Raw genomic sequence first — 13,167 nt, 5'->3', positions numbered from 1 at the left:
TCGCGCGACGAAAGAGTCGGTGAAAAGCCGGTGGCGCTCAATCAGAATTTTTCGTTGGCCGGAGCGGAATAAACACGAATTTGCGGACAGATGCCTATTTCTTGCTGCCGCGAAGGATCCGCGCGGCGGCGCCGTCGTTTGACCCAGGCTCACGGCGCGTTATGATTTGAAAAAAGGGAGAAGACCCATGGAGGAAATCGCGGCCCGGCGCGCAGCCGAAAAGCTGCTCGCCGAACACAGGGACAATGTGCGGTTCAAGACGCTGGTGCCGCCAGACGGACCCGGTACGATCTCCGATGCCTACGATATCCAGGAGAAATACGTCGCGCTTCTCCGTGGCCGACACGGCGATACTATCGGCTATAAGGTCGGGCTCACGTCGGCGACCATGCAGGTGTTTTGCGGGATCGACCATCCTATCGCCGGTGTCGTGCTGGCAAATCGGGTGCATCGATCGGGCGCGGCCGTGCGGATTGCGGATTTCGGGCGGCTCGGTCTGGAATTTGAAATTGCCGTCCGTGTCAAATCGGATGTCCCGGTGACGGGCACGCCGTATACCGGCGAGGCGATCCAGCCTCACATCGATGGGGTTTGCGCGGCGATCGAAATCGTGGATGACCGAAACGCGGACTATTCAAACCTCGATGTTCGTTCGCTTGTTGCCGACAATTCCTGGAACGGCGGCATCGTGCTGTCCGAATTCGCGACCAAGTGGCCTGACCTGAAGGACGTCCTCGGCCGTGCAGCGAAAGACCGAATTGCGATCGGCGAAGGGCACGGACGCGACATCCTCGGGCATCCCTTCAATTCGGTTGCCTGGCTTGCAACGCAGCTGGCCTCGCGGGGCGAGACGCTGAAAGCGGGCCAGGTCGTGATGACCGGAAGCGTCATGAAGACCGTATTTCCGGAGGAAGACGCGGCGTATCGTTTCGAGCTGGCGGAAATCGGCGCTGTCGAGGTGAGTGTAAGAAGATGAAAATGCCAACCGGGGGACGGGATAATTGCCGCCTCCGCACGCCGACTCTATGCTGGCGCGAATTCCAGGGCTGGGAGACCGCATGACCATTCCGCTCGATCCCGTCGTCGCCCAGATCATTCCGCTTTTGCCGCTGCGCGATCCCTTGACGATGACGCCGCAGAGCGCGCGCGATGCGCTGCGCGCGCTCGCCGCGGCCCGCGCCGCCATTCCGCCGCCGCCTGTCGCGAGCGTGGAGGATATCAAGGTGAAGGGCGCAGCCGGACCGCTTGCCGCGCGCCTCTACCGCGTCGCCCGCGAACCATCGCCGACGGTGGTGTTTTTCCATGGCGGCGGCTGGGTCGCCGGCGATCTCGAAACCCATGACCGGCAGGCGCGCCTGCTGGCGATCGAGACCGGTTCCGTCGTCATCTCGGTCGACTACCGGCGTCCGCCGGAGACGCGCTTTCCAGGCGCCTTCGAGGACGCTTTCGCCGCGATGCGCGACGTGATCTCCCGCATCGCCGAATTCGGCGGCGACACATCGCGCGTTGGCGTCGCCGGCGACAGCGCCGGCGGCAATCTGGCGGCTACAGTCGCGATCGCCTGTCGCGACGCCGGCATACCCCTCGCCGCGCAGCTCCTGGTCTATCCCGTCACCGATGTCGCCGGAAATTATGCGGACAAGAGCGAGAACGCGCGCTTTCCCTCGCGCCACGAGAACGCCGAGGGCTACTTCCTCTCGCGCGCGGTGATGGAATGGTTCGCCGGCCATTATCTTGAGGACGCCGCGCACGGCACCGACTGGCGCGTCTCGCCATTGCGCGCGAAAAATCTCGCCGGGCTGGCGCCCGCGGTCGTCTGCACGGCGTGGTTCGATCCCCTGCGCGACGAGGGCAAGGCCTATGCCGACGCGATGGCCGCCGCCGGCGTCGCGACCAAGTACCATCCGGGCGCCGGCCTGATCCACGGCTATTTCGGGCTCGGCGAAGCCTCGCAAACCGCGAAGGCCGAGGCGCAACGCGCCCGCGCCGATTTTAGGGCGATGCTGGAGCGGGGTACTTGAACGCCATACTCGCCGAGTGCGAGCCCATGAAGCGGGCATTTTATCGGCTAAGTCCGGTTTGGGAGCTTGATCGCGCCGGGATTCCAAGGTCCAATCCGGGCGCTGTCCAAAGCTTAGGGAGAGACCCACAATGAAACGGATTTTCTTGGTTGCAATCCTCACCGCGTTTGCGATCGGCTCCGCCGCCGCGCAGGAAACCTGTGAAAGCAAAGCCGTCGGCAAGGACGGCAAGCCTCTCGCCGGCGCGGCGAAGACCTCCTTCATGAAGAAGTGCATGACCGATACCTGCGCGACCAAGGCCGTCGGTTCGGATGGCAAGCCACTGGCCGGCGCCGCCAAGACCAGCTTCATGACGAAGTGCGAAAAGGGCGCGTAAGCGGCCCCTCACCCCAACCCTCTCGCCGCGAACAGCGGGGAGAGGGAGAAGAGCGCTCAATCGCGCCTGAAGCGGTAGTTGAAACGATCGCCGTCCGCGATGACCAGACCCGCGGTCGGCGTCGGAAAATGAATCGGCAGAATCAGCGTATCGGTGTCGGCGACGGAGGATAAGAACTTCCGGCGTGACACTGCCGCCTGCTTGCCATCCCAGTCGACCCGCGGCGACCAATCCGGCTCGCGGCACTGGATGATGTGGTGCATCATGTCGCCGGTGACCACCGCGCGCCGGCCACGGGAGAAGATATTGACGCAGCAATGGCAGGGCGAGTGCCCCGGCGTCGGCGTCAGCGTGATGGTGTCGTCGAGCGCGTAATCGTCATCGACCAGCAGCGCCTGGCCGGCTTCTACGATCGGCAGGCAATTGTCGCGGAATACCGTGCCGGGCGGATCGTTGCCCTTGGCGTGCTCGGCTTCCCAGACCGCATATTCCTTCTTGTGAAAGATATACTTTGCATTCGGGAAGGTCGGCACCCAGCGGCCATCGCGCAGCGACGTGTTCCAGCCGGTATGGTCGATATGGAGATGGGTGCAGAACACGTAGTCGATCTTGTCGTAGCCGATGCCGAGCGCGAACAGCTCGTTGCGCCAGCGTTCCTTGCCGGGAAAATCGAACGGCGGCGGATGACCCTTGTCCTCGCCGGTGCAGGTGTCGACCAGAATGGTGTAGCGTGGCGTCCGTACCACAAACGTCTGGTAGGTGATCACCATCATGCCGAGCGCCGTGTCGAACACCTCCGGCTCCATCGAGGGCAGATGGCGCTTGAAGGTCGCCTCGTCGTAATAGGCCGGGAAGAAATCCTGCGGCCGACGCCATGGGCCCTCGCGTTCGATCACCGCGTCGATGGTGATGTCGCCGATCCTGAGCTGCTTCATTTGGTTTCCCCCGGGGATTTTGTTGGGGGCGAGCGTAACCGGAGGCCACGGGCGGTTCAAGTTGAGGGCAGGCCTTCCGCATTTGCGCAGAAGGTGAAATGCCCGGCAGGCGGCCTTAGCCGATACGGATTCGATAATTGAGAGATCGTTTTGCGGCAGGGGAGATATGCATCACGCCGGGCTTGTCGGCAAACTCGCCATCGAACGTCAAAGGACTCGCAAGCCCATGCCATGGCTCGATGCACAGAAAAGCTGCTCCCGCGGGCTTCGACCAGATTCCGAGCTCACGAAATCCTTCCCAATGAATCTCGATCGAGGGGCCGCGCGCAGCCGCGTAGCGAACCGAATGGCTCGCGGGTCGATCCAGGATGACCGCGTCCTCGGCGAACAGCTTTTCTGAAAGGGAGAGGATTTTGCCTCGAACGGGAGTTGGCTCCGGTTCCGCCTTCAGGAGACCGTCTTTCAACCGCCGAATGGGTGACCGCTCGTTGCTGGAAAACGTGAGCTCGTAAGCCTCTTTCGCCAATCCCGGCAGCAGCGGCCAGTTGAACGCCGGATGGGCGCCCATCGAGGCCGGCAGCATTTCGTCGCCGGTATTGGTGATCTCGAGCACCACCTGCAGCTCGGCCTTGTTCACCGAGTAAGTGACCGCCAGCCGAAACGGAAAAGGATAGCGCGAGCGGGTCGCCGCATCATCGGTCAGCGTGAGCGTGCAGGATGTTGGCCCGCGCTCCGCCCAGTCGAAGCGAAGATCGCGCGCGAAACCATGCTGGGTCATCGGATAGACCTTACCCCGATGTTGCAGCTGGTCGTTCTTGAGCCGGCCGACGATAGGGAACAGCAGCGGTGCATGACGCGGCCATGCCGCGCCGGCCTGCCACAACAGTTCAAGCCCTTGCGCGTTCTGCAGGGAACATAATTCCGCGCCATGCGCCGCGATGGTTGCGGTGATCGCCTCGCTTCGAAGCGTATGGCGTTGTTCGGTCATGCGTTCAGGCCGTCTTGCGCGGGGCGGCGGTTGCGGGATCGCCCGTGTTGGGCGTCCCGGTCGGCTCAATCAGCAACAAATGCACCTCGTCCTTGGCGACGGGACGATGCTCGACGCCTTTTGGCACGATGTACATTTGCCCCGGCGAAAGCGTGACCGTTCGATCTCGAAGCTGAATATCCAGCACGCCGTTGAGAACCAGAAAAAAGTCATCGGTGTCATCGTGCTTGTGCCAGACGAATTCGCCTTGGACTTTCACGACCATGACATCGCAATCGTTGAACTGCGCGACGGTTCGCGGCGACCAGTGGTCGGAAAATTTCGACAACTTCTCTGACAAATCAATCGCATCGCTCATGGCCGGCTCCGATTTCGTCGCGCAACAATTTACGCGACGATCTCGCGTCCTTCAATCGGGCCCCGCGCCGAAACAGGCTCCTTCCTCGATTTGCGCGATCTTGATAGCTCGCAAACGCGCGCGGAACCGGCTTGTTCGGCTTCATGACAAACGGGCGAATATTCCCCGGCTCCCAGAAAAATCTTTCCACATGTTTGTCACGCGGGAACGCCGCTGTCTTGCGAATGCGTTCGATCTGTCATGCAACCGGAAAATGCGCGTCATGGTCGCGGAATAACAACGCGCCTGTTGCTTCGATTTCCAAAAATCCAACAGGAGAAAGCTATGAAAAAAATAGCGCTGACGCGCAGGTTTGGCCTGCTCGGCGTTTCGCTTGCGGCCCTTGCGCTTTCGCAAGGCGTTCGTGCGGAGGACGGACCCGATCGTGATCACATGGACACCGCGTCGCCGATCAAGCATGTCATCATCATCGTCGGTGAAAACCGCAGCTTCGATCACCTGTTCGCCACTTATGTGCCGAAGTCGGACGATGAGCGGGTCCGGAACCTGCTGTCGGAACACATCATCAAGGCGGACGGTTCGCCCAACGAAAATTTCGACCGGGCGCACCAGTTCCAGATCACATCTGCGCCGAATGGCGGAAAGTTTTTCATCAGCGCCGGATCGGCCAATAAGTCACTATATACGGTGCTGCCCGCGCCCGACCTCGGCGGCGTGAAAAATGCGACGGGCGCTCCAATTCTCCAGATACCTGGCGGCGATCCCGGACTGCCAGCTTCCGAACAATTCCTGTTTGGAACCGGCGGCACGGGTCTGCCAAACGCTTTTGGCCCGGATACCCGCATCACCAATGTCAACACGCTGCCGCCCGGGCCATTCCAGATGACCGGCCCGACCATGCCCTATGACGCCTATACCGGCGACACCATCCACCAGTTCTTCCAGATGTACCAGCAGGTGGATTGCGCGATCGACAGCGAACACGTCACGCGACGCAATCCGACGGGTTGCCTCCATGATCTGCAATCGGCCATCACCACGACGTTTGCGACGCCGCCCGGCGGCACGCCGCACGACACCGGGCAGACCATGGCGTTTTTCAATATGCAGAAAGGCGATGTGCCCTTTTTGAAATTCCTCGCCGACAATTACACCATGAGCGACAATTATCATCAGCCTGTGATGGGCGGGACCTGGGCTGACAGCATGCCGCTCGGCTACGCCGATCAGGTATTCTTCGGCGACGGCCACGGCAATGCGGCGACGCCGCCGACTAACACCATCTACAATCCCGATCCGCTGCCCAATACGCTCAACCAATACACCGCGCGCAAAACGTGGTTCAATTGCTCCGATCCGACGCAGCCGGGCGTCAAGCCGATCCTGGATTATCTCGGCAAGTTGCCTTACACCGTGCAGCCCAAATGCGACGCGGGTCACTTTTACCCCGCGGTGAACGTCGGCCCGGCCTGGACGCCGCAAGGCACGCCAAGCGGAGCCGGTTCCGTTCCGACCGTCACCATGACCAGCATCGGCGATCTCTTGAGTGCGAAGAACATCCCGTGGAAGTATTATGGCGGCAGCTACAACGTTTCCGGCACCGGCGCGCCGCTCGACGGGATCTATTGCGACATCTGCAATCCGTTTGAATATAAACTGAACTATCCGGCGATGCGCGCCGACCATATGCGTGACGTGACCGATTTATTCACCGATCTCAAGAACGGCACGTTGCCGGCGGTGTCCTACGTCAAACCGGACGGCGCGATGGACGGCCATCCGGCATCGTCAAAATTCGATCTGTTCGAGGCGTTCGCCAAGAACATCATCGAGCTCGCCCAGAGCAACAAGGAGCTATGGGAAAGCACGGCGATCTTCGTCACGGTGGACGAGGGTGGCGGATATTACGACTCCGGCTTCATCCAGCCGGTCGACTTCTTCGGCACCGGGCCGCGGATTCCGATGATCGCCGTTTCGCCGTTCTCGCGCGGCGGCCACATCAGCCACGTCTACAATGAACATTCGTCCTTTGTGAAATTCGTCGAACGGAACTGGCATCTCGGCAAGCTCACCGAGCGCAGCCGCGATAATCTGCCTAATCCGCACGCCGACGATGAGAATCCCTATGTTCCCGTCAACATGCCGGCGATCGGAGACCTGTTCGATCTGTTCGATTTCGGCGATCACGATCACGGGCATGATCACGATCGGGGCGGCGACCGGAATTGATAGTCGCTCGAAGTGAATAAGCCAAGCGAGATTGGGGCCGGCGGGTTTGCTGCCGGCCCCTTTTTTGAGCCGGAATCATTTAGATGCGGCGTTGCCAGTGCCTTCAGTCGCGCTATTGCTCCGCCCGGCTCGCCGCGAGAATCGGCGCCCAGCGCGCGATTTCGGAGCGGACGAAACGGTCGAACGCGGCCGGGTTGCGCTCCGCCTTGGCCGGTACCGAGCCACCGAGCTGGGTCAGTCTTTCGCGCACCGTCGGCTCATCGAGTGCCTTGTCGAGGGCGTCGGCAAGCCTCGCGATTACCTCGGGCGGAACGCCCTTGGGCGCGAACAGCCCGGACCAGACGCTCATTTGATAGTTGACGCCTGCTTCTTTTGCGGTCGGCACATCCGGCAGGTTGGCGAGGCGCTCGGTGGCGGAGACGGCGTAGGCCTTGACCGAGCCCGCCAGAACCTGCTCCGCCACGCTGACCGACTGCTCGCACAGGAAGTCGACATGGCCGCCCATCAGATCGTTCAACGCCGGACCGGAGCCGCGATAGGCAACGAGCGTCGGCTTGGCGCCGATCTCGGCAGTGAACAGAAGACACGCCATGTGCGAGGACGCGCCGATGCCGCCATGGGCCTCTTTCACCGCGCTACCCTGTTGCCGGAGCACGGCCACGAACTCCTTCAGGTCCTTGGCCGGAAAATCCTTGCGCGCGATCACGACGGCCGGCGAATGCGCGGTGAGGCCGATCGGCGCGAAATCCGAGACCGGATCGTATTTGAGATTCGGCGTCAGCACTGGCGCCGCCACATGCGAGCCCATCGCCGCCGCCAGCAGGGTGTAGCCGTCAGGCGCGGCGGCCGCGACCCGCGCGCTGCCGATGGTGCCGCCGGCGCCACCGATATTCTCGATAATGATGGATTGCCCGAGGTTCTTCGACATCTGGTTGGTGACGATGCGCGCCACCACATCGCTCGCGCCTCCCGCCGGGAACGGCACGATCACGGTGATCGGCCGCGACGGATAGTCCTGCGCACGGGCCGGCACGGCGCCGGCGACCAACACAAACGCGAGGACGATAGAACCCCAGACATTCGGTTTCATGACGCGCCCCTGTCCGTGCACTTGCGGGTTCACAAGTTCCGGTCGCTGTCCAATGTCTCGGCGACCTCGACCCGGCGTCCCTCGCGTGCCGACAAAATGCCGGCGCGCACCACCGCGAGCGATCGCGTCGCGTAGTCGCCGCCGACTTCGTGCTCGCCCTGCCCGCGCGCTGCGGCAGCGAACTCCTCCAGTTCCTCGACCAGCGTGTCGTTCTTTGCGCACGGTATCGCCACCGGCGTGGTTTCGCCGCGCTTGAGGAGGCGGAGCCCATTATGCAAATCGTAATAGGCGGTGGCGTCCCGGCCGTAGATGTTCATCAGGTAATATTCGGATGCCGAGGCGTAGCTCGCGTTCAAGGTGGAGAGCGCGCCGTTGTCGTGCTCCAGCATAAGGCTCGCGACATCCGGATTGTCGCCGGGCAGCACCAGTTGCGCCAATTGCCCGCGCACCGCGCGGACCGGCCCGATCAGATATTCCAGGACGTCGATATAGTGGATGCCGATCTGCAGCATCACGCCGCCGGGCATTCCGGCGGCCTGGTAGCGCCACGAAGTGAGATCGATCTTGCCGAAGCGGTCGCGGCTGATATTGGCCTCGGCGTTGACGAGCTTGCCGAACAGACCGTTGTCGATCTGCTGCCTGATCCAGCGAAAATGGTTTTCGCGGCGCCGCTGATAGCCCAGCGCCAGGACCACGCCGGCCTTGCGACAGGCCTCGGTGATGGCGCGGCCGTCCGAGACGGTGTTGGCGATCGGCTTGTCGAGAAAGACGTGTTTACCCGCCGCCGCCGCGGCGCTGGTGGTCGCCAGGTGCACATCGTTCGGGGTGGTGTTGATGATCGCCTCGATCTCGGGATCGGCGAGCATCGCCTCATAGCTCACAGCCGTGCGGCAGCGGTATTTTGCGGCGAAGGTTTTGCGCTTTTCCTCGGAGCGGGTGTAGCAGCTCAGAATCTCAAGCTTGCCCGAGCGCTGGATGGCGTCGGCCAGAACATCGGACCACCATCCCATCCCGATGCAGCCTACGTGCAGAGGACTACTACTCACGACATTCGCTCGCCTGTTATTTTGCTGCTCACCCCGATTGACCCGACGGCAATCTTGGCGATCCGCAAGGATTGGGTGGATTGTGCGCTAGCCTGCCGCCGCCATCAAGCCGTTTTCATTTCACTTGGTGCCGAACATTCTGTCTCCGGCATCGCCGAGGCCGGGCAAGATATAACCGTGATCATTCAGCCTTTCGTCGACGGCGGCCGTCCAGATCGGAACGTCGGAATGTTCCTTCTGGAAGTGCGCAATGCCTTCAGGCGCGGCAAGCAGGCAGACGAACCTGATATCGCGGGCGCCGCGCGCCTTGAGAAGGGAGGCCGCGGCGCATGCCGAATTTCCCGTCGCAAGCATGGGATCCATCATGACCACCGTGCGATCCGACAGATCATGCGGGGCCTTGAAGTAATACTCGACCGCTTGCAACGTCTCGGGGTCGCGATAAAGGCCGATATGCGCGACACGCGCCGACGGAACGAGCGCGAGCATGCCGTCGAGAAAGCCGACGCCGGCGCGCAATATCGGCGCGAACGTAAGCTTCTTACCTGCGATCTGGGGCGCCTTCATCGGCTGAAGCGGCGTCTCGATGTCGACCATCTCCAGCGGCAGGTCGCGGGTGACCTCATAGCAGAGCAGCATCCCGATTTCGTTGAGAAGCTCCCGAAAACCCTTGATCGAGCGATCCTTCTCCCGCATCAGCGAGAGTTTGTGCTGAACCAGGGGATGGCTGACAAGATTTACGTTTTTTGTGGTCATATCAATGGCTCTACACGCTTCCCGGCCGTTTCGCCAGATCGAGACCGCGGTCGAAAACGCCAAAACGGGGATAGAATGATCCACCCCGGGCGCGCGTGGCGGGCGACGCCCACAGCCCAAAATACCCTCGCGACCGGCGTCTCTGTGCTCTAAAAGCGGTGTCACATGGAGCGTGAAACAGCGATGGACAACACCCTTCCCACGGCCTCGATCGAGACCGTCACAGCGGGCCTCGCGTCCGCCGGCTATATCGCGAGCCAGCAGATCGCGACCGCGGTATATCTCGCCGAGCGGATCGAGAAACCGATCCTGGTGGAAGGTCCGGCCGGCGTCGGCAAGACCGAACTGGCAAAGGCGCTGGCGGCCTGGCGCGGGCTCAAGATGATCCGCATGCAATGCTATGAGGGACTCGACGAGGCCAAGGCGCTGTATGAGTGGAAGTATGCCAAACAATTGCTCTACACCCAGATCCTGAAGGACAAGCTCGGCGAAGTGCTCGGCGGCGCCGAAACATTATCCGCGGCGCTCGACAGGCTGCACGATTTCGGCGACGTATTTTTCTCCAAGGAATTCGTCGAGCCGCGCCCACTGCTGCAGGCGCTGGAACAGCCGCAGGGCTGCGTGCTGCTGGTCGACGAGATCGACAAGTCTGACGCCGAATTCGAATCGCTGCTATTGGAAATCCTGTCGGATTACCAGGTCAGCATCCCCGAGCTCGGAACCGTCGTGGCGGTGGTGAAGCCCACCGTGATATTGACCTCCAACGGCGAGCGCGATCTTTCCGACGCGCTCAAGCGACGGTGCCTGCATCTGCATATCGGATTCCCCGAGCAGAAGCTCGAGGAGCGCATCGTTGAAAGCCGCGTTCCCGGCATTTCGCAAAGCTTACGCAAGCAGATCGTCGGCTTCATCAACCAGGTCCGCGCGCTCGATTTGAAGAAGTTGCCCTCGGTCAGCGAGACCATCGACTGGGCACGCGTGCTCGTTCTCCTGCAGTCGTCGGAACTCGATCATGAGACCGTCAAGGACACGCTCAACGTGCTCCTGAAATATGAGGCCGATATCGAGACCACGATGCCGCAGGTCACGAGTTTTGTCGCCAAAGCCGGGCGGCAGGGTGTGTTCGGCTGATGCGCCAGGAACTGCATCGCTTCTTCCGGGCGGCGCGCGGCGCCGGGGTGCGGGTTTCGCCCGCGGAAAGCATCGATGCCATGAAAGCGGTGGCCGACGTCGGATTTGCCGACCGAGGCATTTTACGCGACACGCTGCTGCTGACGCTCGCCAAGAGTGAGGACGAGAAGCAGGCGCTCGGGCAATGTTTCGATCTGTTCTTCAGCCAGCCGGAGCTGAAGCCGGATACCGCGCCGGAAGATGCCGCCGAACACGGCCAAGAAAGCTCGCAAGCGAATTCGAGCCCCGGTGCAACCGATCCGGGCGGCCCTGGCGCGCCGTCGCCTGAACTCGGCGAGCTTGCGCAGATGCTGATGTCGCGGGACCGCAACGCGATCGCCGCGGCCTTGGCCAATGCAGCGAATGCCGCCTCGCTTTCCGATATCCGTTATTTCACCCAGCGTGGAATCTTCTCGAGCAGGATCCTCGAGGCGCTCGGCATTGCCCGGCTGCGCGACGACCTCGACGCGCTGACGGCGACAAATCCCGCGGATGCCGAACGGCTCGCGGCGGCAACGGACGCGTTGCGCGAGAACGTGCGCGACATGGTCAATCAGGCGCTCTTGCTCTACGGGCGCGAGGAAAGCGAAAATTTGCGCCATGAAATCCTGCGCAATGCGCCGCTCGCCCGCCTCGAACGCCGGCAGGTCGAGCAGATGAAAGCCTTGATCCGCGCCATCGCGCGGCGGCTGCGCGGACGCTACAGCAAGCCGCGCAAGCGCCAGCGACGCGGGCATCTCGACATCCGGCGGACGTTGCGGCGTAACGCCGCCTGGGGCGGGGTTCCCTTCCTCACCTCCTGGAAACGCCGTCACCGTGACCGGCCGCAGATCGTGGCGCTGTGCGATGTCTCTGGATCGGTGGCACAGGTGTCCGACTTCTTCCTGTTGTTGATCCATAGCCTGCATGAGGTGGTGGATGAGGTACGCTCGTTTGCTTTCTCCGGCCATCTGATCGAGGTCAGCGATATCCTCGATGCCAAATCGCCGGAAGAAGCCATGCGCGAGATCATGTCGAAGGTCGGATTCGGCTCGTCCGATTACGGCGGCTCGCTCGCGGATTTCGAGAAGGGTTTTATTCGCGCCGTGACGCCGAAGACGACGGTGATCGTGCTCGGCGACGCCCGCACCAACAACCTCGATCCGCGCGCCGACATCCTGCGCCGCATTTCGGAGCGATCGAAGCGGCTGGTCTGGCTCAATCCCGAAGGGCGGATGGCCTGGGGCTGGGGTGATTCGGAGATGCCGCGCTACTCGGCCTTCTGCAGCGTGGTGCGCCAGTGTGCAACCGCAAAACAGCTCGAGCGCGCGGTCTCGGACATCGTAGCGGCTTACCAATAATGCCGATTGATGGTACACGGCGCAATCCGATGTCTGATCAACCGAGCCTTATCATGCACCTTTGCCGGCAAACTTTCGCCGTTGCCATAATCTTGCTTGCAACGCCCTCCGTTGCCGCGCCGCACCATGGTGGCCGCATTTTGCGGCAATTGGAGACGTCCGCGCCGCCCGTCATTCTCGTCTCGAACGAGACCAAATCCCAGGAACCGGACATCGACATGTTCGCGTACATGACCGGAAAGTGCAGCACCCTCAAAGTCGCGGGACGCGATTTCGCGTGCCGAGCGGTTGCCTACTTCCATAGCCAGCAAGGCCGCGCAAACTTCACGATCGCGCTCGACGACCCCACTGACAACAGCCACATCATCTCGTTCTCGGGTGAAAATGCCCGGAGGGAACAAGACGATCTGTACGAACTGTCCGTCGACCACATGCTGTTGAACTCCAAGGACCGGCCGAAAGTCGATGGCCTGCCGGTGCCATCGGCCGAATTATCGGCGGGAACGTGCAAGCAGATCGGAAGCTTCGCCGCCGCGCGGGTTTCCAGCATTTCCTGCAGTGCAACCGACAAGGACGGCAAGAAATACGAATTGCAGTTCGAATCGGACGGGTCGCCGATGACCGTACGGACGATCAAACAAGGCCCGCCGACCGAGCGAAAACGCCGGGCCAGGCTCAACGAGCGGCTCGAATGCCGCAACAAGGCCGATGTCGCGAAGATCCTGCCCAGAGATTTGACGGCCTACATCATCCGGTGCCTGGCCGAGGACAGCAGCCAAAAGCCCGCGACCGACGAACCGCAGTAGAGCAAGACCGCAAGTTTCGAGATTCCTGGGTCGGCCTTGGGCCGGCCACACG

Annotated in this window: 13 protein-coding genes; 7 read left to right on the top strand and 6 right to left on the bottom strand. The window is 62.0% G+C overall.

The annotated features are described in order from the left end of the window. Positions 1-187: 187 nt before the first annotated feature. The 3 genes from B5526_RS20405 (at position 188) to B5526_RS20395 (ending at position 2,397) form a co-directional block, all read left to right on the top strand. Positions 188-976, top strand: a complete 789-nt coding sequence (locus tag B5526_RS20405) for a 2-keto-4-pentenoate hydratase (RefSeq protein ID WP_079540989.1) — start codon at positions 188-190, stop codon at positions 974-976. Positions 977-1,058: 82 nt separating this feature from the next. Continuing rightward, positions 1,059-2,021, top strand: coding sequence for an alpha/beta hydrolase (locus tag B5526_RS20400; RefSeq protein ID WP_079540987.1), 963 nt, complete (start codon positions 1,059-1,061; stop codon positions 2,019-2,021). A gap of 130 nt (positions 2,022-2,151) precedes the next feature. Further along, positions 2,152-2,397, top strand: a complete 246-nt coding sequence (locus tag B5526_RS20395) for a hypothetical protein (protein WP_079540985.1) — start codon at positions 2,152-2,154, stop codon at positions 2,395-2,397. Positions 2,398-2,453: 56 nt separating this feature from the next. Here B5526_RS20395 and B5526_RS20390 read toward each other — a convergent pair whose 3' ends face one another. The 3 genes from B5526_RS20390 to B5526_RS20380 all read right to left on the bottom strand — a co-directional run bounded on the left by B5526_RS20390 (position 2,454) and on the right by B5526_RS20380 (position 4,678). Beyond that, positions 2,454-3,332, bottom strand: coding sequence for an MBL fold metallo-hydrolase (locus B5526_RS20390; RefSeq protein ID WP_079540982.1), 879 nt, complete (start codon positions 3,330-3,332; stop codon positions 2,454-2,456). A 115-nt stretch (positions 3,333-3,447) separates the two neighbouring features. Then, the gene (locus tag B5526_RS20385; RefSeq protein ID WP_079540980.1) at positions 3,448-4,320 is read right to left on the bottom strand and encodes an aldose 1-epimerase family protein; all 873 of its coding nucleotides are present in this window, start codon (positions 4,318-4,320) and stop codon (positions 3,448-3,450) included. 4 nt (positions 4,321-4,324) lie between these two features. Then, positions 4,325-4,678, bottom strand: a complete 354-nt coding sequence (locus B5526_RS20380) for a cupin domain-containing protein (protein ID WP_079540972.1) — start codon at positions 4,676-4,678, stop codon at positions 4,325-4,327. 324 nt (positions 4,679-5,002) lie between these two features. Between B5526_RS20380 and B5526_RS20375 the strand changes: the two genes are divergently transcribed. Next, a complete protein-coding gene (locus B5526_RS20375) occupies positions 5,003-6,907 on the top strand; it encodes an alkaline phosphatase family protein (RefSeq protein ID WP_172842072.1) in 1,905 nt (634 codons plus the stop codon). Between the two features lie 112 nt (positions 6,908-7,019). Here the strand turns inward: B5526_RS20375 and B5526_RS20370 are convergent, their stop codons facing one another. The 3 genes from B5526_RS20370 to upp all read right to left on the bottom strand — a co-directional run bounded on the left by B5526_RS20370 (position 7,020) and on the right by upp (position 9,799). Then, entirely contained in the window at positions 7,020-7,997 is a 978-nt protein-coding gene (locus tag B5526_RS20370) for a Bug family tripartite tricarboxylate transporter substrate binding protein (RefSeq protein WP_079540965.1), read from the bottom strand. Positions 7,998-8,026: 29 nt separating this feature from the next. After that, the gene (locus B5526_RS20365) at positions 8,027-9,043 is read right to left on the bottom strand and encodes a Gfo/Idh/MocA family protein (protein ID WP_154071369.1); all 1,017 of its coding nucleotides are present in this window, start codon (positions 9,041-9,043) and stop codon (positions 8,027-8,029) included. Positions 9,044-9,163: 120 nt separating this feature from the next. Next, a complete protein-coding gene (gene upp, locus B5526_RS20360; protein WP_079540961.1) occupies positions 9,164-9,799 on the bottom strand; it encodes a uracil phosphoribosyltransferase in 636 nt (211 codons plus the stop codon). A gap of 183 nt (positions 9,800-9,982) precedes the next feature. Between upp and B5526_RS20355 the strand changes: the two genes are divergently transcribed. The 3 genes from B5526_RS20355 to B5526_RS20345 are packed head-to-tail and all read left to right on the top strand — an operon-like array spanning position 9,983 to position 13,115. Further along, the gene (locus tag B5526_RS20355) at positions 9,983-10,930 is read left to right on the top strand and encodes an AAA family ATPase (protein WP_079540959.1); all 948 of its coding nucleotides are present in this window, start codon (positions 9,983-9,985) and stop codon (positions 10,928-10,930) included. Continuing rightward, entirely contained in the window at positions 10,930-12,309 is a 1,380-nt protein-coding gene (locus B5526_RS20350; RefSeq protein ID WP_079540957.1) for a vWA domain-containing protein, read from the top strand. The genes B5526_RS20355 and B5526_RS20350 overlap by 1 nt, the downstream gene beginning before the upstream one ends. Next, positions 12,249-13,115, top strand: a complete 867-nt coding sequence (locus tag B5526_RS20345) for a hypothetical protein (RefSeq protein WP_244562008.1) — start codon at positions 12,249-12,251, stop codon at positions 13,113-13,115. The genes B5526_RS20350 and B5526_RS20345 overlap by 61 nt, the downstream gene beginning before the upstream one ends. The last annotated feature ends 52 nt before the right edge of the window (positions 13,116-13,167 follow it).

Source organism: Bradyrhizobium lablabi, from assembly GCF_900141755.1.
GTDB lineage: Bacteria > Pseudomonadota > Alphaproteobacteria > Rhizobiales > Xanthobacteraceae > Bradyrhizobium > Bradyrhizobium lablabi_A.
This window is presented reverse-complemented; position numbering and strand designations above follow the sequence as displayed.

Coding starts and splice junctions, on each gene's coding strand:
- B5526_RS20395 (WP_079540985.1), top strand. CDS start 2,152: ATGAAACGGATTTTCTTGGTTGCAATCCTCACCGCGTTTGCGATCGGC.
- B5526_RS20355 (WP_079540959.1), top strand. CDS start 9,983: ATGGACAACACCCTTCCCACGGCCTCGATCGAGACCGTCACAGCGGGC.
- B5526_RS20350 (WP_079540957.1), top strand. CDS start 10,930: ATGCGCCAGGAACTGCATCGCTTCTTCCGGGCGGCGCGCGGCGCCGGG.
- B5526_RS20385 (WP_079540980.1), bottom strand. CDS start 4,320: ATGACCGAACAACGCCATACGCTTCGAAGCGAGGCGATCACCGCAACC.
- upp (WP_079540961.1), bottom strand. CDS start 9,799: ATGACCACAAAAAACGTAAATCTTGTCAGCCATCCCCTGGTTCAGCAC.
- B5526_RS20375 (WP_172842072.1), top strand. CDS start 5,003: ATGAAAAAAATAGCGCTGACGCGCAGGTTTGGCCTGCTCGGCGTTTCG.
- B5526_RS20380 (WP_079540972.1), bottom strand. CDS start 4,678: ATGAGCGATGCGATTGATTTGTCAGAGAAGTTGTCGAAATTTTCCGAC.
- B5526_RS20370 (WP_079540965.1), bottom strand. CDS start 7,997: ATGAAACCGAATGTCTGGGGTTCTATCGTCCTCGCGTTTGTGTTGGTC.
- B5526_RS20400 (WP_079540987.1), top strand. CDS start 1,059: ATGACCATTCCGCTCGATCCCGTCGTCGCCCAGATCATTCCGCTTTTG.
- B5526_RS20405 (WP_079540989.1), top strand. CDS start 188: ATGGAGGAAATCGCGGCCCGGCGCGCAGCCGAAAAGCTGCTCGCCGAA.
- B5526_RS20390 (WP_079540982.1), bottom strand. CDS start 3,332: ATGAAGCAGCTCAGGATCGGCGACATCACCATCGACGCGGTGATCGAA.